Genomic DNA, 20,066 nt, shown 5'->3' on the forward strand with positions numbered 1-20,066 from the left:
TGAATTGGGGGGGCATTCTAACCGATTGATTCGCGGCTGGCATATGAAGTGGCATCAAGTCGCGGACCAATGGGCTTCATGTTGCATCCCGCGCCGTGTCTGGGCTGGGCGGGAACTGGAGTTGACTCGAAGGTCCGTTTTTACAGGTGCGCTTCTCAGGCCGGGCGCGGTCCCTGTAGGAGCGGCCTTGTGTCGCGAAAGGGGCGCGCAGCGGCCCCACGATTGCAGCGTTGCTGCCGAAATCGTCGGGACCGCGTTGCGGTCCTTTCGCGACGCAAGGCCGCTCCTACAAGAGTCCGCGCACGCCAGGAGGCGTCGGGGTCAATGGAACATGAACAGCTTCTCGTTGGCGAACTGCGCCTCGAACTGATGCGCCGGCATCGGCCGGCCGAACAGGTAGCCCTGCACCTCGTCGCAACCATGCTCGCGCAGGAACTCCAGCTGCTCGTGGGTTTCCACGCCTTCGGCAATTACCGCCAGGTTGAGGCTATGGGCCATGGCGATGATCGCCCGGGCAATCTGCGCATCCTGCTCGCCTTCAGGCAGGCCGTCGACGAAGGTGCGGTCGATCTTCAACACATCGATCGGGAACTGCTTGAGGTAGTTCAGCGACGAGTAACCGGTGCCGAAGTCGTCCACCGCGATGCTCAGGCCGAGGTTTTTCAGGCTGGCGAGAATCTGCATGGCTTCGTTCACTTCGCGCATCAGGATGCTTTCGGTCAGCTCCAGCTCCAGGCACGCCGGTGGCAGGCCGGTTTCTTCCAGAATGGTGGCGATGCGCGTGCCCAGCTGGCCGTCGGAGAACTGCCGTGCCGAGATGTTCACCGACACCTTGGGCACGCGCACCTTGGCCTTGTGCCAGGCCTTGAGCTGGCGGCTGGCCTCGCGCAGCACCCAGTCGCCCACGTCCACCACCAGGCCCAGTTCTTCGATCACCGGGATGAAATCGCCCGGCGGCACCAGGCCGCGGGTCGGGTGGCGCCAGCGCAGCAGGGCTTCGGCGCCGGTCAGGCGCTTGCCGTCGCCGCTGAACTGCGGCTGGTAGTAGAGGATGAACTCGTTCTGCTCCATGGCATGGCGCAGGTCGCTCTCCAGCTCCAGGCGTTCCAGGGCACTGGCGTTCATCTCCGCCTGGTAGAACTGGAAGTTGTTCTTGCCGCGCTCCTTGGCGTGGTACATGGCGGTGTCGGCGTTTTTCATCAGCTGGCTCAGCTCGCTGCCGTCCTGCGGGCTGAGGGCGATGCCGATACTGGCGGTGACGAAGAACTCGCGGTTTTCCAGCACGAACGGCCGCACCAGGCTGCCGAGGATGTTCTCGGCCACGTGGATGGCGCGGTTGAGTGCCATCTCGCGGGTAGCGCGCGGTTGCAGCAGCAGGGTGAACTCGTCGCCGCCCATGCGCGCCACGGTGTCGTCGTTGTCCACGCAGGCCAGCAGGCGCTGGGCCATGTCCTTGAGCATGCGGTCGCCGGCAGCGTGGCCGAGGGAGTCGTTGATCGGCTTGAAACGGTCCAGGTCGAGGAACATCAGCACCACCCAGGCCTTTTGTCGCTCGGCCTGCTGCAGGGCGTTGTACAGGCGGTCCTGGAACAACGTGCGGTTGGGCAGGTGGGTGAGGGCGTCGTAGTAGGCCAGGCGGTGGATGCGCTGTTCGCTGGCCTTGCGCTCGCTGATGTCGGTGAAGAAGCACACGTAGCTGGCCAGGTCGCCTTCGTCGTCCAGCACCGCGGTAATGCCGACCCAGGCCGGGTAGTGGTCGCCGTCGCGGCGCTTGAGCCACACCTCGCCTTCCCAGCTGCCGCGCTGGTACAGCTGCTTGACCACGTAGCGCAGGTGGCCTTCCTGCTGCTCGTCGACGGTAAGCATGCCCGGCAACTGGTCGAGCACCTCGCTGACGGCGTAGCCACTGACGCGGCTGAACGCTTCGTTGGCCTGGACGATATAGCCGGCCGGGTCGGTGATGAGGATGGCCGAGGTGGAGTGCTCGAATACCGTCGCGGCCATGCGCAGGTCTTTTTCGGCGCGGCGTTGCTGGCTGATGTCGCGGCCCACCCCGAGCACGCCTTCGAAGCGTTCTTCATCGTCCCACACCAGCACCAGGCGCAGTTCGATGGGGATCTTGCGGCCATCCGCGCGCAGGCAGTCGAACAGGAACAGCTGGGTGGGCAGCTGGCTGCGTAGCTGGGCCAGCTGGGCCGGGTCGCCCATGGCCTTGCTGACGCGCTCCATCAGGCTGTAGATACCGGTGAGCTGGGACGGGTTGGCGACGATCGACTGCCAGCCGTTGGCGAAGATCCAGTCGACCTGGTAGCCCAGCACGCCCTGCACCGAGGGGCTCACGTAGTTGAGCTGGAGCAGCCTGTCGGTGGAGAAGATCACGTCGCTGATGCTTTCGGCGAGCATGCGGTAGCGCTGTTCGCTGTCGCGCAGCGACTGGCTGGCCTCGATCTGCACCGTCACGTCCTTGCCCACGCCGATGATGCGCGTCACCAGGCCATCGGCGTCGCGGGTCAGCACTTGTTCGCGGATGTCGTAGCAGCGCCAGCCGCCATCCCGGTGGCGGAAGCGCAGCTGGCAGTGCAGCGGTTGGTCATGGCCGCTGTCGCGCTGTTGCTGGCGCAGCGCCTGGTAGTGCGCGGCGTCCTCGGGGTGCAGCAGCAGCTCCCAGAAGCGGTCGCCCATCTGCGCCAGCTCGGTACGGTCGTAGCCCAGCGTCTGGCCGAGGTGGCGGTTGCTGAAAATCATTCGCTGGCTGAGCACGTCCTGCACGTACAGCTGGTCGGGCACGGTGCGCACCACGTCCGACCAGAAGCTTTCGCGCTCCAGCAGCGACAGCTCCACCTGCTTGCGGCTGGTGATGTCGCTGATGCTGAGGATGACCGCCTGGTAGTCACGGCGCTGCTGCGGCAGGCGGGCCATCAGCCACAGGTGCAGCTCGCCACCCAGTGGCGCCGGCAGGCGCACTTCCAGCTCCAGCAGCGGGCGCTGCTCGATCAGCGCGTCGATCAGTTGCATGCCGATGCTGTCGCGGCCATCGCCAGTGCCGTCGATCAGGCGCTGCCAGGCACCTTCGTGGCTGTCGATATTCAACAACTGGCGGGCCACCTGGTTGATCTCGGTGATCTTCAGCTCCAGCAGCAGCGAGCGGCGCAGGTTGGGGTCCAGGGCCAGGCTGTGCTTGAGCGCGGCACGGTTGCGCAGGTGGTAGCGGTCGAGTTGGCCGGGCAGGCTGGACAGGTCGAGCACGCACAAGGCCACGCCGGTGCCTTCGAAGATTTCCTGGTAGCGCCGGCGGTCTTCCTGCAGCGCCCGTTGGCGGCGGCGCATGTTGATCAGGGCCAGCACCGGCAGCAGGGCGCAGAACAGCACCAGCAGGCATTTGCCGAGCAGCGCCGGCAGCAGCTTCTGCTGGGCCAGCTTGGCGTCGAACAGGCCGCGCAACTGCCAGGTACTGTTTTCGATGAAGGCCAGCATCACGCTTTGCAGCGGCTCGTTGCTGGTGTCGGCTGGCGCATGGCTTTGCAGTACCTCGCCGTTGCGGCTGTTTTCCAGCAGCCACAGCGGGTGGCCGGCACCATCCAGATGGAGGGTGAGGGTGCGGTAATAGTCCGGCGACAGGCGTAGCAGCCAGTAGCCGCGGCCCTGTTCGGTGGCCTGGCGTAGCAACAGGTAGAGGGTGCGGTTGTCGGCCGAATTGGTGAAGAAGTACGGGCTGCCCTGGTTCAGCCTGAGCAGCTCGTCAAGCAAATGGCGGTCGGGGCTGCCGGCCAGGCTGTCGGCCTGCACCTGCCCGGTAGCGTCTAGCCAGGCCATGCTCTGCAGGGCCGGCAGGCGCTCGCGCAGGGTACCCAGCAGGCTGGGCAGGGCCGAGGGCGTCGGCGCCTTGACGTAAGGCTGCACCACATTCATGGCCTGCTGGGCCTTGAACGCCATGTTCAGGCTCAGGTGGTCGGCCAGTTCGGCGGTGGCATCCAGGCTCTGTTTGCGCAGGTCGGCCTGGGTATGGTTGAACTGGGCGAACAGCTGCCACAGCAGCAGGCCCAGCAGGATCAGGGCCAGCAGCGCCAGCGCACCCTTGATCGACCCGCGCAGCGAGGCGACGGGCGCCTGTGGCGCGGAACGCAATGACGACGGATGAGTAAGATTGGTCAAGCGTTGATCCTGCGATTGGGCTGGCGATGGCAGGGATGGATCATGCACGGTGTGTGCCGGTGTCTGGTTGCCAGACAGCGGTGGCGCACTATAAGGCCGGACACCCGAAACGAGCTAGCATGCCTAGGATTATGGCAAAGTGCCAGCCAATGTGACCGGTGGTGCCTGCCCGGTGGTTCGGCAAGCCCCTGCAACCTGTGCGAGAATAGCGCCCGCTTCAAATGACAACGCATCGGAGATGTTCGGTTTTGGTTACTCACTTTTCCTCCAATGGCCTCGATTCCGCCTGCGGGCGCAGCAGTCAGACCCTTGTCAGCACTGCCGTGACCGAGGACGTATCCTGCAAGTCTTGCCAGCGTTCGCTGAGCAAACCCGAGGCGGCAGCTGTCGCCAAGAGCAAGAGCCCTTCGCTGGCTGAACTGCGCAAGACCGCCAAGGCGGCAGCAGAGCCAGCAGTTACCGTGGCCGAGGCCAAGCCGGCGGCGAAGGTCGTCAGCAGTGTGCCTGCGGCCGCCAAACCGGCCAAACCGGCCAAGGCTGCCGAGCAGCAACCGGCTCGCAGCGGTGGCTTCAGCGTGAAGTCCGCCTGGGCCGCGCGTCTGGCCGAGCAGGGCGACCGTTGCCGCTTGCCGCGGGGCAAGGCCAAGCAGCGTCACGTCTGAGTCATCTGCAGCTGTACCGGCCCTTTCGCGGCTAAAGCCGCTCCCACAGGGATTATCACTGCCTTCGAGAACTGTGCAGTACCTGAGGGAGCGGCTTTAGCCGCGAAGAGGCCGGTACAGGCAATAGATTCCCCCCGATCCCACCCCCACCATCCGCCCCCTCCTATGCAACGCCGCGCGTTGGCGTAGAATGGTCGACTTTGTTCAATGACACCCCGTAAATACATCCCCCTGGCCAGCGCGCCGGGGCGATCGTCGATGTCTTTACCTATCTGATTAGAGGGCTTGGTTTTGGCTCAATACGTCTACACCATGCATCGGCTGAGCAAGGTCGTGCCGCCGAAGCGGGAAATTCTCAAGAACATTTCCCTGTCGTTCTTCCCGGGCGCCAAGATCGGCGTGCTCGGCCTGAACGGCGCCGGTAAATCGACCCTGCTGCGGATCATGGCGGGCGTCGACAAGGAATTCGACGGCGAAGCCCGTCCGATGCCCGACATCAACGTTGGCTACCTGCCGCAGGAACCGCAACTGGACCCGAACAAGTCGGTGCGCGAAGTGGTCGAGGAAGCGGTCAGCGTGATCAAGGACGCCCAGGCGCGCCTGGACGAGGTCTATGCTGCCTACGCCGAACCGGATGCCGACTTCGACAAGCTGGCCGCCGAGCAGGCCAAGCTGGAAGCCATCCTGCAGGCCGCTGACGGCCACAACCTTGAGCGCCAGCTGGACGTTGCCGCCGACGCCCTGCGCCTGCCGGCCTGGGACGCACGCATCGAGCACCTGTCCGGTGGTGAGAAGCGCCGCGTGGCCCTGTGCCGCCTGCTGCTGTCGGCCCCCGACATGCTGCTGCTGGACGAACCGACCAACCACCTGGACGCCGACTCGGTGGCCTGGCTGGAGCGCTTCCTGCACGACTTCCCGGGCACCGTGGTAGCCATTACCCACGACCGTTACTTCCTCGACAACGTCGCCGGCTGGATCCTGGAACTGGACCGCGGCGCCGGCATCCCGTACGAAGGCAACTACTCGGGCTGGCTGGAAGCCAAGTCCGAGCGCCTGGCGCAAGAATCCAAGCAGCAGAGCGCCCACGAGAAGGCCATGAAAGAGGAACTGGAATGGGTGCGCAAAGGCGCCAAGGCCCGCCAGTCCAAGTCCAAGGCCCGTCTGCAGCGCTTTGAAGAAATGCAGTCGCAGGAATTCCAGAAGCGCAGCGAAACCAACGAGATCTACATCCCGGCCGGCCCGCGCCTGGGCGACAAGGTCATCGAGTTCAAGAACGTCACCAAGGGTTACGGCGACCGCGTGCTGATCGACAACCTGTCGTTCTCCATGCCTAAAGGCGCCATCGTCGGTGTGATCGGTGGTAACGGTGCCGGTAAGTCGACCCTGTTCCGCATGCTGATGGGCAAGGAACAACCGGACTCGGGCAGCATCGAGATCGGTGAAACCGTGCAGCTGGCCTGCGTCGACCAGAGCCGCGAGGACCTGGACGGCGGCAAGACCGTGTTCCAGCAGGTTTCCGACGGCTCCGACATGATCCGCATCGGCAACTACGAGATCCCGTCGCGTACCTATGTGGGCCGCTTCAACTTCAAGGGTGGCGACCAGCAGAAGTTCGTCAAGGACCTGTCAGGTGGTGAGCGCGGCCGCCTGCACCTGGCCCTGACCCTGAAGGAGGGCGGTAACGTCCTGCTGCTCGACGAACCGTCCAACGACCTCGACGTCGAAACCCTGCGTTCGCTGGAAGAAGCCCTGCTGGACTTCCCGGGCGCGGCGATCGTGATTTCCCACGACCGTTGGTTCCTGGACCGTGTGGCTACCCACATCCTGGCGTACGAAGACGACTCGAACGTGGTGTTCTTCGAGGGTAACTACACCGAGTACGAAGCCGACCGCAAGAAGCGCCTGGGCGATGCTGCTGCCCAACCGCACCGTGTACGGCACAAGAAGCTGGCCCAGTAAGCCGGTGTTCTGATGCACAAGAATGGGGCCATTTGAGGCCCCATTTTTGTGCCTGACTGGAAAGTGGTGCTGGCTTCTTCGCGGGTAAACCCGCTCCCACAGGGATGCCCATAGCTCTCGGGCTTGCGCAGCTCCTCTGTGGGAGCGGGTTTACCCGCGAAGAGGCCAACACTGATAGCGAATTTGTATACAGTTATAGAAAACGCACCAAATAATTTCAAAAAAACGACATTTCGCCCTATTCCGGTGCGATTGCTTCTTGGTACATTCGTGAAAAAACCAATAAGTCCAATCCTCTTGGTGAGATGTCTACCATGATCGAATCTGTCGACAATTTCCTCGCGCGCCTGAAGCAACGCGACCCGGCCCAACCTGAATTCCACCAGGCTGTGGAAGAAGTGCTGCGCAGCCTGTGGCCATTCCTCGAGGCCAACCCGCATTACCTGCAGGCCGGCATTCTGGAGCGCATGGTCGAGCCCGAGCGCGCCGTGCTGTTCCGCGTGTCCTGGGTCGATGACCAGGGCAAGGTGCAGGTCAACCGCGGCTACCGCATCCAGATGAGCAGCGCCATCGGCCCGTACAAGGGCGGCCTGCGCTTCCACCCGTCGGTCAACCTGGGTGTGCTCAAGTTCCTGGCCTTCGAGCAGGTGTTCAAGAACTCCCTCACCTCGCTGCCCATGGGCGGCGGCAAAGGCGGCTCGGACTTCGACCCCAAAGGCAAGAGCGACGCCGAAGTCATGCGCTTCTGCCAGGCGTTCATGAGCGAGCTGTACCGCCACATTGGCGCTGACCTGGACGTCCCGGCCGGTGACATCGGCGTGGGTGCCCGCGAAATCGGCTTCATGTTCGGCCAGTACAAGCGCCTGGCCAACCAGTTCACTTCGGTGCTGACCGGCAAGGGCATGACCTACGGCGGCAGTCTGATCCGCCCGGAAGCCACCGGCTACGGCTGCGTGTACTTCGCCGAGGAAATGCTCAAGCGCCAGGACAAGCGTATCGATGGCTGCCGCGTGGCGATTTCCGGTTCGGGTAACGTGGCCCAGTATGCTGCGCGCAAGGTCATGGACCTGGGCGGAAAGGTGATTTCGCTGTCCGACTCCGAAGGCACCCTGTACGCCGAAGCCGGCCTGACCGATGCCCAGTGGGATGCGGTGATGGAGTTGAAGAACGTCAAGCGTGGCCGCATCAGCGAACTGGCCGCGCAGTTCGGCCTGGAGTTCCGCAAGGGCCAGACCCCGTGGAGCCTGCCGTGCGACATCGCCCTGCCATGTGCCACGCAGAACGAGCTGGACGCCGAAGACGCCCGCACCTTGCTGCGCAATGGCTGCATCTGCGTGGCCGAAGGCGCCAACATGCCGACCACCCTGGAGGCTGTGGATATCTTCCTGGAAGCGGGCATCCTGTACGCCCCGGGCAAGGCCTCCAACGCCGGCGGCGTGGCCGTGTCGGGCCTGGAGATGTCGCAGAACGCCATGCGCCTGCTGTGGACTGCCGGTGAGGTGGACAGCAAGCTGCACAACATCATGCAGTCGATTCACCATGCTTGCGTGCATTACGGTGAAGAGGCGGATGGCAGCATCAACTACGTCAAAGGTGCGAACATCGCAGGCTTCGTGAAAGTGGCTGATGCGATGCTGGCGCAGGGCGTCGTTTGATCTGAGGCCGTTGGGGCCGCTTTGCGGCCCTTTCGCGACACAAGGCCGCTCCTACAGGGAAATGCGTACTCCTGTGGGAGCGGCCTTGTGTCGCGATGGGCTGCAAAGCAGCCCCCAGGTCCCTCAACCTTCACCCAAAATCTCAACCACTTCGATCACCTGCTCCCCCACCGGCCGCCGCCAGACCACCTCATCCCCAGGCCCCGCCCCGAGCAAAGCCCGCCCCAACGGCGAACCCCAGTTGATCAACCCCCGCCCGGCATCCGCCTCATCCTCGCCCACCAGCCTTACCACTTGCTCCTGGTCCTGCGCATCGACAAACCGCACCCGGCTACCAATCTGCACCTTGCTGCGCGACGTCGCCGCCGGCACCACCTGGGCACTCTGCACCCGCGCGCTGAAGTAGCGCAGGTCCCGTTCGGTATCCGCCAGCCGTTGCTTGTCGCCACGTTCGCCCTGTGCCTGCAGTTCGCTGCGCAGGGCGTTCAGTTCGGCCACGCGCTCCTGCAGCTGGCGCAGGCCGCTGGTGGTCACGTAGTTGGGTTGTTCGCTGACCCGTCGCTCGACTGGCTGATCAGCCTGGGCAGCGGCCTGGTCTTCGTTGACGAATGCTCGGCTCATGCGTGGCCTCCTTGTGCAGGAGACCATCATCGCAGGCCGCCGGTTTCAAGGGATGTCCGTTTGCGACTCAGTTATGGCGATAGGCGCGTGCGGCGTCGCGGTCCTTTTCCTGCTCCCAGTCGCGTTCGCGCTGGTCCCAGAAGCGCTCGTGGTACTGGCGCTGTTCTTCGCTGTTCTGCATGGCGTGGCACTGGCGAAAGCCGTCGTCCCAGCCGCTTTCGTACTGGCGCTCGTGCAGGTAGCGCGGCACGTCCTTGCGAAAGCCACCGACCATCAGTCCTGCCGCCTGGCGGCCGCTGCTGCAGCCGTCCTGGAAGCCATCGGCATAGGCGGGGGGGTAACCCTGGTTGACCATCTGCTCGTGGGTGGTTTCGCAACCAGACAGCAACAACGCCATGCACACGCCAAACCAGTACCGCGACATAACCACAAAACCCTCCGGTTGATACTGGAAAGTCTAGGTGGCGATTTGTCGGGGGGCCGTCAAAACAGTGTCAAAGAGTCGGTTGGTTCACACAGGTTCTGCCCTGGCGCGGTCCTGTAGGAGCGGCCTTGTGTCGCGAAAGGGCCGCAGAGCGGCCCCAGGATTTCAGCGATGATGCAAAAATTGCCGGGGCCGCTTTGCGGCCCTTTCGCGACACAAGGCCGCTCCTACAAAGTCTGCGTAGGGCCGATCAGTAGTGATACCACTTCAGCTCAAGCATCACCTCGTTCTGCGCCGTAGCCAGGTGGCTGAACTCTCGCGAAGCACTCAACCGCAGGCCCAGGTTCTGGCTGATCTCCCACTGCTGGTTCAGGCTCACACTGCGCCGTACCTCGCCATTGGTGAAGTAGTCGCCCTTGGCCTCCAGCGTCATGTTGCCCAGCCCGTTGCGCCACAGCAGCCCGCCATTGAAGCCCGCCGCCGGGGCGATGAACTGGGCAAAATCATTGTGGTGCTCGACCCGCACCGTGCCAAGGGCAAAGCCCAGCAACCCGTCGGCCAGTTGCCAGGTGCCGCCGGCCCCGCCGTTCACATGGCTCACCAGCACTTCGTCATCATGCTTGCCCGGCACCCGCTCCAGCCCGCCGGCCACTTGCCACGACCAAGGCTTGAGCAGCTCGTTGCGCGGCGTCAGCGAGCGGATGGTGGCCAGGTCCAGGCGCTGCACCTGCCAGTCGTTGCCTTCGTACTGGCGCAGCTTCAGCTGCAGGATCTCGATCTGCGCCCCCAGCGGGAAGCCATAGGCGTTGTCATTCAGGTCGTGGTAGGCCATGCGCAGGCCGTACTCGGCGTAGGCGCGGTCTTCGCGGGTGCCCACGCCAAGCTGCCAGGTGCGCGAGTCATGGCCGTCCTCGGGCAGGCCCGGGCGCTCGATCTGCAGGGGCGGTGGCGGGTTGCTGTTGATCGCCCGCAGCAGTTCGAAGCTGCGCTTGGCTTGCCCAGGGTCGCGCTCCTGGCCATTGGCGCGGTAACGCTCCAGGCGGTACGCGGCATCCTGCACCAGCGCCTGGCGTTGGCGGGGGAGGGCCTTGAACTCGGGGCTCTGCAGTTGCGCGGTGTCGGCGCTTGCAGCCAGCACCAGGCGCTTTTCGTCGTGATCGAGCGGCTCGGCCCGGGCCAGCAGTTCACGTTCGCGAGAGGGGCGGTACGTCTCGCTGGCGACCATGCCGGACTGCTTCACGGCCTTCACCGTGTCGGTCGGGATGGCGGTCAGCGGAAACTGCGAGGTCAGGTCCAGGCTCGGCCGGGCCACCTGCAGCAGCTCCAGCAGGCGGTACGAGCAGTTTTCGTCGAAGAAGAAGTAGTCGAACTGGACCTGCTTCAGCTCCCAAACATGTTCGACCATGCGCCCGGTTTCTTCCGGGGTCAGGTCCAGCTGGTACTCCCACAGGTCGCGGTTTTCCAGGCTGCGGTATTCGGACAGTTTTTCCTGGTAGGGCATCAGCGCGAACAGGCCCGGGTAGCCGCCCATCAGGCCCTTCCAGGCGTACAGGATGCTGTTGTCGCTGCCTTCGATGTAGGCACCGAAGTTGATCGCGTAGCTCAGCAACGTGGTGTCGTCGCTGCGGGTGTTGGACTGGTCGATGCGCAGCAAGGTGTGGCCGAACATCGATGACGGGCTGTTCAGGTAGGCCGCCGGGAAGATCAGCGCCGCACTGTGCGGGTCGATCGACTGGTACCAGGTGGTGAATTCCTGGCAGTCCGGTTGCGGCAAGTCTTGCAGGTCGAGCTGTTCGCGCAGCCAGCGGGTGCGCGCCGGGAATACGCACTGGGCATGTTTGTCGCCGAGGCTGGCCGGGGCGTACAGCGCTTCGACCGTGGCTTGCAGTTCCTGGTCGGGGTGGTGCGCGCCATCCTCGGCGAGGAAGAACGCATCATCGTCCACATAGCTGCGCCAGCCACCCAGCTTGGCGGTTTCGTAATGGCCCAGGGCAATCCAGTAAGGGGTGTTGGCCAGTTGCTGGACACGGCCTTGGTCCAGCACGGGCGCGGCATGAACAGGGGCGCAGGCACACAGCGCCAGGGATACGAAGCGTTTGAGCATGTCGGGCAACTACTTCTTAACGATGCCGAAAAAAGGCGAAACCCGCCCCGGGGCCGGGGCGGGAGCAGCTGCACTCAGGCCTCGGTTGCGTATTTGGCCAGGCGTGGGTCGTTCTTCAGAACAGCCAGGGTGTTGCTGTGGACGGTTTCGGCAGTGACGTCGGCGCTGCTGAAGATCTGGTTGAAGTGCTGGTGGGTGACCGATGCGAAGTAGCCACGGTCTTCCGGGGCCACGCCGAGAACCACGGCATAGGTGGTCAGTGCTTCGCCCTGACCCATGGCCATGTCTTCGGAAAGCTCATTCATCATGCCGTTCATGGCGAACCAGGACTTGCCGCCGTAGGTCAGCGAGGCCTTGGTCGAGCAGCCGTTGGTGCCGGAGGTCATGCCGAAGGTGGCGTTACCGGAGGTGCCGTTGGTGGTGGAAGCCAGGAAGTGTGCCGGAGTGCCGCGCTGGCCTTCGAACAGCATGTTGCCCCAACCGCAGTTCGGGCCGCCTGGCGCTTCGGCCATGGCATTGATCGAGACCACGGTGAACAGAGTACCCAGAAGAATCCGTTTCATAGCATTTGTTCTCTATTTGACTTAACCAAGGGTCAGGGTTTCTGGCAACTCGGTTGCCAGGTCGGGAAAGCTTTTCACCCACCCGCGCAGCTTGGAGTTTAGGCACGATCTAAGAGTTGCGTTGTTGATTGCGAAAAATTTGCTGTTACATGACCCGCACTGGCTGCGACATAAAGTCCCGTGGAGCCTTGCAAGGCGCGCGCGGGCAGCGCCAGAATGCTGCGTATCTGCCCCGCCGAAGTAAGGAAACCCAATGCCCGATCCTGTCGCTGCGCGCCTGCGTCTCGCGCCTGAAGCCCTGACCCGGCGTTTCTCCCCCGAGCAGTTTGCCTTTACCAATACCGACGATCTGGAGCCGTTTCGCGGAGTCCTGGGCCAGGAGCGTGCTGTCGAGGCCCTGCAGTTCGGCGTGGCCATGCCGCGCCCTGGTTACAACGTGTACGTGATGGGCGAGCCCGGCACCGGCCGCTTCTCGTTCGTCAAGCGCTACCTCAAGGCTGAGGGCAAGCGCCAGCAGACCCCGGCCGACTGGGTCTACGTCAACCACTTCGATGACACCCGTGAACCCCGCGCACTGGAGTTGCCGTCCGGCAGCGCCGGGGCGTTCATCAGCGACATGAACGGGCTGATCGACAACCTGTTGTCGACCTTCCCGGCGGTGTTCGAGCACCCGTCGTACCAGCAGAAGAAAGGCGCCATCGACCGCGCCTTCAACCAGCGTTACGACCGCGCCCTGGATGTGATCGAGCGCGCCTCGCTGGAAAAGGACGTGGCCCTGTACCGCGACGCCAGCAACGTCGCCTTCACCCCGATGGCCGACGGCAAGGCGCTGGATGAAGCCGAATTCGCCCAGTTGCCGGAAGAGGTGCGCGAGCAGTTCCACGAGGATATCGCCCTGCTCGAGGAACGCCTGAACGAAGAGCTGGCCAGCCTGCCGCAATGGAAACGCGAGTCGAACAACCAACTGCGCCAGCTCAACGAAGAAACCATCACCCTGGCCCTGCAACCGTTGCTGGCGCCGCTGTCGGAAAAGTACGCCGAGAACGCTGCGGTCTGCGCTTACCTGCAGTCGGTGCAGCTGAACCTGCTGCGTACCGTGGTCGAGCAACTGGTCGATGACAGCAAGACCGACGCGGCCGCGCGCAAGCTGCTGGAAGAGCAGTACGCCCCAAGCCTGGTGGTCGGCCACCACGCCGACGGCGGTGCGCCGGTGGTGTTCGAGCCGCACCCGACCTACGACAACCTGTTTGGCCGTATCGAATACAGCACCGACCAGGGTGCGCTGTACACCTCGTACCGCCAGCTGCGCCCGGGCGCGCTGCACCGCGCCAACGGCGGTTTCCTGATTCTGGAAGCCGAGAAGATGCTGGGCGAGCCGTTCGTCTGGGACGCGCTCAAGCGTGCGCTGCAGTCGCGCAAGTTGAAGATGGAGTCACCACTGGGCGAGCTGGGCCGGGTGGCCACCGTCAGCCTGACACCGCAGATGATCCCGCTGAACATCAAACTGGTCATCATCGGTTCGCGCCAGCTGTATTACGCGCTGCAGGACCACGACCCGGACTTCCAGGAGATGTTCCGTGTGCTGGTGGACTTCGACGAAGACATGCCCATGGTCGACGAGAACCTGGAGCAGTTCGCCCAGCTGTTGCGCACCCGCACCAACGAAGAGGGCATGGCGCCACTGACCAGTGACGCGGTGGCGCGCCTGGCCACCTACAGCGCCCGCCTGGCAGAAAACCAGTCGCGCCTGTCGGCACGTATCGGCGACCTGTTCCAGTTGGTCAGCGAAGCCGATTTCATCCGCCAGCTGGCCAGTGACGAAATGACCGACGCCGGGCACATCGAGCGTGCGCTCAAGGCCAAGGCCACCCGCACCGGGCGTGTTTCGCAGCGGGTGCTGGATGACATGCTCGCCGGCATCATCCTGATCGACACCGAAGGCGCGGCCATCGGCAAGTGCAACGGCCTGACCGTGCTGGAAGTGGGTGATTCGGCGTTCGGTATGCCGGCGCGCATCTCCGCCACCGTGTACCCGGGCGGCAGCGGTATCGTCGACATCGAGCGTGAGGTCAACCTCGGCCAGCCGATCCACTCCAAGGGTGTGATGATCCTCACCGGCTACCTGGGCAGCCGCTATGCCCAGGAGTTCCCGCTGGCGATCTCGGCGAGCATCGCCCTGGAACAGTCCTACGGCTATGTGGACGGTGACAGCGCCTCGCTGGGCGAAGCCTGCACGCTGATCTCGGCCTTGTCGCGCACGCCGCTCAAACAGTGCTTCGCCATTACCGGCTCGATCAACCAGTTTGGTGAAGTGCAGGCGGTGGGTGGGGTCAACGAGAAGATCGAGGGCTTCTTCCGCCTGTGCGAGGCGCGTGGCCTGACCGGCGAGCAGGGGGTGATCATCCCGCGTGCCAACGTCGCCACGCTGATGCTCGACGAGCGTGTGCTGCAGGCGGTGGAAAATGGCATGTTCCACGTGTACGCGGTCAGCCAGGCCGACGAGGCGTTGAGCCTGCTGGTGGGCGAGGAGGCCGGTGTGCTGGATGACAAGGGCCAGTTCACCGAGGGCAGCGTCAACGCCCGGGTGGTGGAGCGCCTGCGTGAGATTGCCGAGATGATCAGCGAGGAAGAAATCGAGAAGGCGGAGAAAGAACGCCTGGAAGAGGTAATTGCCCAGGCCAAGCCGGCCTGAGTCAAGAAACCGGCGCTAGCGGCGATGTGCTACCGTTCAGCGCCGGTTTTCCATCTTTCTGTACCGTTCTTCTATGCTGGAACTTAAGGACGGTATCAGCGTTCAGGATGGAAACAGCCTGAGGTTCAGGCTGAACAAGGCTTTTTGGAGGGGGCGCGGCCATGCGCAATCTCAGCCTCACACGCCAGTGCCTGGGCCTGGTGACCCGCATCGAATGCAGCATCCGTCCGCTGGCCGGGGACAACGGCATGTGGACGCTGCTGTTCGCCGCCGGCATGGCCGGTGAACAACCGTCCGCGATCAAGGCCCAGGGGCCGTTCCATGGGCCGTTGGTGGCCGAATCTGTGCTCAATGCCATTGTCGACAGCCTGACCTTGCATGGGTACCAGGTGGCCGAGGATCCGCAGATCTGGTGTTTGCATTTGCAGGCGCAGTTGCGGCGGATCAATGGTGAGCGGTGTCGGAATCTGGGGGATTACCAGTTTCATCCTGAGACCTGATTGATGCCGGGGGCCGCTTTGCGGCCCATCGCGACACAAGGCCGCTCCTACAAGGGACCGCGATCTCTTGTAGGAGCGGCCTTGTGTCGCGATGGGCTGCAAAGCAGCCCCATTCACCGGGCTTTTGCTGTAACAGGTGGCTGGCTATACTCGCCGTCGCTTTTTAGTCACCTGATGAGTCCCAACCCTCCATGGAACGTATCCTCGAAAACGCGATGTATGCCTCGCGCTGGCTGCTCGCCCCCATCTACTTCGGCCTGTCCCTCGGCCTGCTGGCCCTGGCGCTGAAATTCTTCCAGGAAGTGGTCCACGTCCTGCCCAACGTCTTCGCCCTCAGCGAAGCCGACCTGATCCTGGTGATCCTGTCACTGATCGACATGTCGCTGGTGGGCGGCCTGCTGGTGATGGTGATGATCTCCGGCTACGAGAACTTCGTCTCGCAACTGGACATCGACGAGAGCAAGGAAAAGCTCAACTGGCTGGGCAAGATGGACTCTTCGTCGCTGAAGATGAAGGTTGCCGCGTCGATCGTGGCCATTTCGTCCATCCACCTGCTGCGGGTGTTCATGGATGCACAGAACATCTCCACCGATTACCTGATGTGGTACGTGATCATCCACATGACCTTCGTGGTCTCGGCATTCTGCATGGGCTACCTGGACAAGCTGACCAAGCACTGAGCCTGTGCCCCTTGTGGGAGCGGCCTTGTGTCGCGAAAGGGCTGCACAGCAGCCCCTCTGCTCATGCATTGCTGCTGATATCCTGGGGCCGCCATGCGGCCCTTTCGCGACACAAGGCCGCTCCCACACAGTTCGGCTTCCACCTGACGAGCGGCGTCAGTCATGCCTTGTGCATTCTCCCTTTCTGTACAAAAAATGAGCTCTCATGCGTGGTTCCCATCGCGAGGTGCTTTCATGAACCTGCATCAGCTCAACACCGAGGCCAGGGCTGGCCATGTCGACGAACTGAACCTGATCGCCATCGAAGGCGGTGACTACCTGCTCGAGGCCCGGATCAAAGGCCACCCCCACCCCCTGTCCGATGCCCGTGGTGAACGCTTGCGCGTACATTCGGTGGAGGACGCGCGCAAGTTGCTGCAAACCATCCCCATGGTCTCGATGAACCTGGTGCACTGGTCGGTGCAGGACGAAATGTGCGGCATGGGCACGCACCCGGAAGAAGACTTGAAGGTGCCGATTTCCCAGCGCTCGGCCTGGTAGCTGCTCGCAGCGCCCCAGTGTGCTAGGCTGCTCGCCCTTTTCATCAAGGGCGCGGCTTCACTGCGCCCTGCAGTGGAGCACGACAATGTCCGAACTCAACCTGTCCACCGACGAAACTCGCGTCAGCTACGGCATCGGCCGTCAGCTGGGCGGCCAGCTGCGCGACAACCCGCCACCAGGCGTCAGCCTGGAAGCCATCCTGGCCGGCCTGACCGACGCCTTCAACGGCGCCGACAGCCGCGTCAGCGAAGCCGACCTGTCGGCCAGCTTCAAGGTCATCCGCGATGTGATGCAAGCCGAAGCAGCCGCCAAGGCCGAAGCCGCTGCTGCTGCTGGCAAGGCATTCCTGGTCGAAAACGCCAAGCGTGACGGCATCACCACCCTGGCTTCGGGCCTGCAGTTCGAAGTACTGACCGCAGGCGAAGGCGCCAAGCCGACCCGCGAAGACAACGTGCGCACCCACTACCACGGCACCCTGATCGACGGCACTGTGTTCGACAGCTCCTACGACCGTGGTCAGCCGGCTGAATTCCCGGTAGGTGGTGTGATCGCTGGCTGGACCGAAGCCCTGCAGCTGATGAACGCTGGCAGCAAATGGCGCCTGTACGTGCCGAGCGAGCTGGCCTACGGCGCCCAAGGCGTTGGCAGCATCCCGCCGCACAGCGTGCTGGTGTTCGACGTCGAGCTGCTCGACGTTCTGTAATGCCGCTGGGGCCGCTTTGCGGCCCATTCGCGACACAAGGCCGCTCCTACAGGGGAACGCATGCACCTGTAGGAGCGGCCTTGTGTCGCGGTCGAGGGCGAAGCCCTCGCCAGGTCCGTCAGTTCCAGTCTGTTCCCCCGGGGCGCAACGCCCGCGCATAGCAGAACAGAAACAGATTCCGCACCAGCTCCTTGAGCACCCCCGGTTCACTCGAGTTCAGCCCGCTCATGTCCAGGTCGCCCTGGTCACGCAGCTCGTCGAGCGCTTCTTCTTCGAGCACCGCGCACACTTCGCCGGTTTCCCGATGAAGAATGCGCAGGTAGGGGTGAGGGCGGTCCAGCCAGGCGTCGATCAGATAAGTCATGGCTATTCTCCTTGGATAGCAGTCCCAATGAGAATAATTCTTATTATCTGAATAGCAAGCGCCAATTGCCGGTTTTTTGGAAAATCAGACCTTGCGTACGAACTCGGACTTCAGCTTCATGGCGCCGATGCCGTCGATCTTGCAGTCGATGTCGTGATCGCCATCGCACAGGCGGATGTTCTTGACCTTGGTGCCAACCTTGACCACCAGGGACGAGCCCTTGACCTTGAGGTCCTTGATCACGGTGACGGTGTCGCCATCCTGCAGGATGTTGCCGACCGAGTCCTTCTTCACCACCTCGTCGCTGGCCGCTTCGGCATCGCCGCTGGCCGACCACTCGTGGGCGCATTCAGGGCAGATCAGCTGAGTGCCATCCTCATAGGTGTATTCGGAGTTGCATTTCGGGCAGGGTGGCAGAGTGCTCACTTCGGTTCCTCAAACAAACAGACGGGCGGTTAAAAACCCGAATTGTATAAGGTATTTTTTCAGAAGTGATTATGTCCGGACAAAAGCATTCGCGGGCTTGCCCGCTCCCACAGGGTCTGCGCTACCTCTGAGGCTTGCGCGATCCCTGTGGGAGCGGGCAAGCCCGCGAATGGATTTGATGCGATCTGTCAGTGAGTACGCGCGACCGCAAACTCGCTCAGCTCGACCAGCGCATCACGATATTCGCTGGCCGGCAGCACTTCCAGGCACTGGATCGCACGCTTCACATAGTCACGCGCCAGCTCCGCCGTGTACTTCAGCGCACCCGACTCCTCGACCGCCACGCGAATCTGCTCCAGGTCTTCCAGGCCACCCTTCTGGATCGCCTGGCGCACCAGCGCAGCCTGTTCGGCGGTGCCTTCGCGCATGGTGTAGATCAGCGGCAGGGTAGGCTTGCCTTCGGCCAGGTCGTCACCGACGTTCTTGCCCAGGGTCTGCGAGTCGCCCTTGTAGTCCAGCAGGTCGTCGACCAGCTGGAACGCCACGCCCAGGTGGTCACCGAAGGTACGCAGGGCCTCGCGCTGTTCGTCGGTGGCTTCTGCCAGCGCGGCGGCGCTGTGGGTCGAAGCTTCGAACAGCATCGCGGTCTTGCCGCGGATGACCTCCATGTAGACTTCCTCGGTGGTGCTGGCGTCGCGTACCCGCGACAGCTGCAGCACTTCACCCTCGGCAATCACGCGGGTGGCCTTGGACAGGATCTGCATGACCGGCATCGAGCCCAGTTCGACCATCATCTCGAACGAGCGCGAATAGAGGAAGTCGCCCACCAGCACGCTCGGCGCGTTGCCCCACAGGGCATTGGCGGTGGAGCGGCCACGGCGCATGCCGGACATGTCGACCACGTCGTCGTGCAGCAGGGTAGCGGTGTGCAGGAATTCGATGGTGGCAGCCAGCAGGCGCAGGTCGTCGCCTTCGCGGCCCAGGGCCTTGCCACACAGCAGCACCAGCAGGGGGCGCAGGCGCTTGCCACCGGCGGACGTGATATAGTCGCCGATCTTCGATACCAGCGGCACGCGCGAGGTCAGCTGCTTCTTGATGATCTCGTCGACGGCGCTGAAATCATCAGCCACCGCGCGGTAGAAGGATTGGGGTTGCATCGGCTGCTCCAGTGAGGTTGCGCGGCATGCTAGGTCGCAGGTCCCGGTGTGTCAAGGCGCGGTGCCAGCGCCCCGGGGGCGGTACTTGCAAGCAAAACCGCGGTTGCGTACAATCGCGCACCCTAACTTCCTGGGCAGCACCTGCCTTACGCAATTGCACCGGGCCGTTCCAGCCCTGTGCAGCCATGCCAGCCAATACTCATCATATAAAGCGCTGGGTGAGCAGGATTATCGGAGAAATACCATGTCTTACGCAGTAATCGTTACCGGCGGCAAGCAGTACAAAGTCGCTGAAGGTGAATTCCTCAAGATCGAAAAACTGGAAGTCGCCACTGGCGAATCCGTGACCTTCGATCGCGTCCTGCTGGTCGCCAACGGTGAAGAAGTCACCATCGGTGCTCCAGTTGTTGCTGGCGCCAAAGTAGTGGCCGAAGTCGTTTCGCAAGGCCGCCACGACAAGGTTCGCATCATCAAGTTCCGTCGTCGTAAGCACCACATGAAGCGTATGGGCCACCGCCAGTGGTTCACCGAGATCAAAATCACCGGTATCCAGGCTTAATCCCCTAGATCCCCTGAATTTATTTGGAGAATTGAACCATGGCTCACAAGAAGGCTGGTGGTAGTACTCGTAACGGTCGCGACTCAGAATCGAAACGCCTTGGCGTGAAGATGTATGGCGGCCAGGTTATCAAGCCAGGCAACATCATCGTCCGTCAGCGCGGCACCGAATTCCACGCTGGCTACGGCGTTGGCATGGGCAAGGATCACACCTTGTTCGCCAAGATCGAAGGCGTGATCAAGTTCGAGAAAAAAGGCGAGTTCATGCGCCGTTACGTGAGCATCGTCGCCGCTTAATCGCGACGT

At 63.1% G+C, this 20,066-nt stretch carries 18 protein-coding genes; 10 read left to right on the plus strand and 8 right to left on the minus strand.

The annotated features are described in order from the left end of the window. Positions 1-321 precede the first annotated feature (321 nt). Complete coding sequence (locus ABNP31_RS03515; RefSeq protein WP_350013012.1) at positions 322-4,152, minus strand: sensor domain-containing protein; 3,831 nt, start codon at positions 4,150-4,152, stop codon at positions 322-324. Between the two features lie 248 nt (positions 4,153-4,400). Between ABNP31_RS03515 and ABNP31_RS03520 the strand changes: the two genes are divergently transcribed. The 3 genes from ABNP31_RS03520 to gdhA all read left to right on the plus strand — a co-directional run bounded on the left by ABNP31_RS03520 (position 4,401) and on the right by gdhA (position 8,428). After that, positions 4,401-4,814: a hypothetical protein gene (locus ABNP31_RS03520; protein ID WP_085665692.1), complete on the plus strand. Its 414-nt coding sequence runs from the start codon at positions 4,401-4,403 to the stop codon at positions 4,812-4,814. A 291-nt stretch (positions 4,815-5,105) separates the two neighbouring features. Next, the gene (ettA, locus tag ABNP31_RS03525) at positions 5,106-6,773 is read left to right on the plus strand and encodes an energy-dependent translational throttle protein EttA (RefSeq protein WP_015268893.1); all 1,668 of its coding nucleotides are present in this window, start codon (positions 5,106-5,108) and stop codon (positions 6,771-6,773) included. Positions 6,774-7,087: 314 nt separating this feature from the next. Beyond that, a complete protein-coding gene (gdhA, locus tag ABNP31_RS03530; protein WP_015268894.1) occupies positions 7,088-8,428 on the plus strand; it encodes an NADP-specific glutamate dehydrogenase in 1,341 nt (446 codons plus the stop codon). 123 nt (positions 8,429-8,551) lie between these two features. Here the strand turns inward: gdhA and ABNP31_RS03535 are convergent, their stop codons facing one another. From ABNP31_RS03535 to ABNP31_RS03550, 4 genes are all read right to left on the minus strand, one after another. After that, entirely contained in the window at positions 8,552-9,049 is a 498-nt protein-coding gene (locus ABNP31_RS03535; RefSeq protein WP_350013013.1) for a GreA/GreB family elongation factor, read from the minus strand. A 67-nt stretch (positions 9,050-9,116) separates the two neighbouring features. Continuing rightward, complete coding sequence (locus tag ABNP31_RS03540) at positions 9,117-9,473, minus strand: hypothetical protein (RefSeq protein ID WP_025337630.1); 357 nt, start codon at positions 9,471-9,473, stop codon at positions 9,117-9,119. Positions 9,474-9,723: 250 nt separating this feature from the next. Further along, a complete protein-coding gene (locus ABNP31_RS03545) occupies positions 9,724-11,577 on the minus strand; it encodes an Lnb N-terminal periplasmic domain-containing protein (protein WP_350013014.1) in 1,854 nt (617 codons plus the stop codon). A 74-nt stretch (positions 11,578-11,651) separates the two neighbouring features. Further along, a complete protein-coding gene (locus ABNP31_RS03550; RefSeq protein ID WP_003256313.1) occupies positions 11,652-12,140 on the minus strand; it encodes a DUF3015 domain-containing protein in 489 nt (162 codons plus the stop codon). Positions 12,141-12,393: 253 nt separating this feature from the next. Between ABNP31_RS03550 and ABNP31_RS03555 the strand changes: the two genes are divergently transcribed. The 5 genes from ABNP31_RS03555 (at position 12,394) to ABNP31_RS03575 (ending at position 17,255) form a co-directional block, all read left to right on the plus strand. Continuing rightward, positions 12,394-14,832 (plus strand): Lon protease family protein, encoded by a 2,439-nt coding sequence (locus tag ABNP31_RS03555; protein WP_025337632.1) that lies wholly within the window; start codon positions 12,394-12,396, stop codon positions 14,830-14,832. Positions 14,833-14,993: 161 nt separating this feature from the next. Beyond that, a complete protein-coding gene (locus ABNP31_RS03560) occupies positions 14,994-15,332 on the plus strand; it encodes a hypothetical protein (RefSeq protein ID WP_003247487.1) in 339 nt (112 codons plus the stop codon). A 191-nt stretch (positions 15,333-15,523) separates the two neighbouring features. Beyond that, a complete protein-coding gene (locus tag ABNP31_RS03565) occupies positions 15,524-16,012 on the plus strand; it encodes a TIGR00645 family protein (protein ID WP_003247486.1) in 489 nt (162 codons plus the stop codon). A 234-nt stretch (positions 16,013-16,246) separates the two neighbouring features. Then, entirely contained in the window at positions 16,247-16,552 is a 306-nt protein-coding gene (locus ABNP31_RS03570; RefSeq protein ID WP_015268897.1) for a DUF6482 family protein, read from the plus strand. Positions 16,553-16,637: 85 nt separating this feature from the next. Next, the gene (locus tag ABNP31_RS03575; RefSeq protein ID WP_025337633.1) at positions 16,638-17,255 is read left to right on the plus strand and encodes an FKBP-type peptidyl-prolyl cis-trans isomerase; all 618 of its coding nucleotides are present in this window, start codon (positions 16,638-16,640) and stop codon (positions 17,253-17,255) included. A gap of 118 nt (positions 17,256-17,373) precedes the next feature. Here ABNP31_RS03575 and ABNP31_RS03580 read toward each other — a convergent pair whose 3' ends face one another. The 3 genes from ABNP31_RS03580 to ABNP31_RS03590 all read right to left on the minus strand — a co-directional run bounded on the left by ABNP31_RS03580 (position 17,374) and on the right by ABNP31_RS03590 (position 19,202). Further along, positions 17,374-17,619, minus strand: coding sequence for a PA4570 family protein (locus ABNP31_RS03580; RefSeq protein ID WP_003256316.1), 246 nt, complete (start codon positions 17,617-17,619; stop codon positions 17,374-17,376). A gap of 84 nt (positions 17,620-17,703) precedes the next feature. Then, the gene (locus ABNP31_RS03585) at positions 17,704-18,045 is read right to left on the minus strand and encodes a zinc ribbon domain-containing protein YjdM (RefSeq protein ID WP_009686103.1); all 342 of its coding nucleotides are present in this window, start codon (positions 18,043-18,045) and stop codon (positions 17,704-17,706) included. A gap of 188 nt (positions 18,046-18,233) precedes the next feature. After that, a complete protein-coding gene (locus tag ABNP31_RS03590; RefSeq protein ID WP_003256318.1) occupies positions 18,234-19,202 on the minus strand; it encodes a polyprenyl synthetase family protein in 969 nt (322 codons plus the stop codon). A 244-nt stretch (positions 19,203-19,446) separates the two neighbouring features. On the opposite strand from ABNP31_RS03590, the gene rplU reads away from it, so the two are divergent. Both rplU and rpmA read left to right on the plus strand, forming a co-directional pair. After that, on the plus strand, positions 19,447-19,761 hold the full coding sequence (gene rplU, locus ABNP31_RS03595) for a 50S ribosomal protein L21 (protein ID WP_003247466.1): 315 nt from the start codon (positions 19,447-19,449) through the stop codon (positions 19,759-19,761). Positions 19,762-19,799: 38 nt separating this feature from the next. After that, positions 19,800-20,057 carry a 50S ribosomal protein L27 gene (rpmA, locus tag ABNP31_RS03600; protein WP_003247464.1) on the plus strand — a complete coding sequence of 86 codons (258 nt, stop codon included), beginning with the start codon at positions 19,800-19,802 and terminating at the stop codon, positions 20,055-20,057. Positions 20,058-20,066: the final 9 nt, after the last annotated feature.

Source organism: Pseudomonas asiatica (genome assembly GCF_040214835.1).
Taxonomy (GTDB): domain Bacteria; phylum Pseudomonadota; class Gammaproteobacteria; order Pseudomonadales; family Pseudomonadaceae; genus Aquipseudomonas; species Aquipseudomonas putida_Z.

What these genes read in the sequence shown, in the direction of transcription:
- rpmA (WP_003247464.1), top strand. Translation starts at nt 19,800, where the DNA reads ATGGCTCACAAGAAGGCTGGTGGTAGTACTCGTAACGGTCGCGACTCA.
- ABNP31_RS03565 (WP_003247486.1), top strand. Translation starts at nt 15,524, where the DNA reads ATGGAACGTATCCTCGAAAACGCGATGTATGCCTCGCGCTGGCTGCTC.
- ABNP31_RS03550 (WP_003256313.1), bottom strand. Translation starts at nt 12,140, where the DNA reads ATGAAACGGATTCTTCTGGGTACTCTGTTCACCGTGGTCTCGATCAAT.
- ABNP31_RS03555 (WP_025337632.1), top strand. Translation starts at nt 12,394, where the DNA reads ATGCCCGATCCTGTCGCTGCGCGCCTGCGTCTCGCGCCTGAAGCCCTG.
- ABNP31_RS03560 (WP_003247487.1), top strand. Translation starts at nt 14,994, where the DNA reads ATGCGCAATCTCAGCCTCACACGCCAGTGCCTGGGCCTGGTGACCCGC.
- ABNP31_RS03580 (WP_003256316.1), bottom strand. Translation starts at nt 17,619, where the DNA reads ATGACTTATCTGATCGACGCCTGGCTGGACCGCCCTCACCCCTACCTG.
- ABNP31_RS03545 (WP_350013014.1), bottom strand. Translation starts at nt 11,577, where the DNA reads ATGCTCAAACGCTTCGTATCCCTGGCGCTGTGTGCCTGCGCCCCTGTT.
- ABNP31_RS03590 (WP_003256318.1), bottom strand. Translation starts at nt 19,202, where the DNA reads ATGCAACCCCAATCCTTCTACCGCGCGGTGGCTGATGATTTCAGCGCC.
- gdhA (WP_015268894.1), top strand. Translation starts at nt 7,088, where the DNA reads ATGATCGAATCTGTCGACAATTTCCTCGCGCGCCTGAAGCAACGCGAC.
- ABNP31_RS03570 (WP_015268897.1), top strand. Translation starts at nt 16,247, where the DNA reads ATGAACCTGCATCAGCTCAACACCGAGGCCAGGGCTGGCCATGTCGAC.
- ABNP31_RS03575 (WP_025337633.1), top strand. Translation starts at nt 16,638, where the DNA reads ATGTCCGAACTCAACCTGTCCACCGACGAAACTCGCGTCAGCTACGGC.
- ABNP31_RS03535 (WP_350013013.1), bottom strand. Translation starts at nt 9,049, where the DNA reads ATGAGCCGAGCATTCGTCAACGAAGACCAGGCCGCTGCCCAGGCTGAT.
- ABNP31_RS03540 (WP_025337630.1), bottom strand. Translation starts at nt 9,473, where the DNA reads ATGTCGCGGTACTGGTTTGGCGTGTGCATGGCGTTGTTGCTGTCTGGT.
- rplU (WP_003247466.1), top strand. Translation starts at nt 19,447, where the DNA reads ATGTCTTACGCAGTAATCGTTACCGGCGGCAAGCAGTACAAAGTCGCT.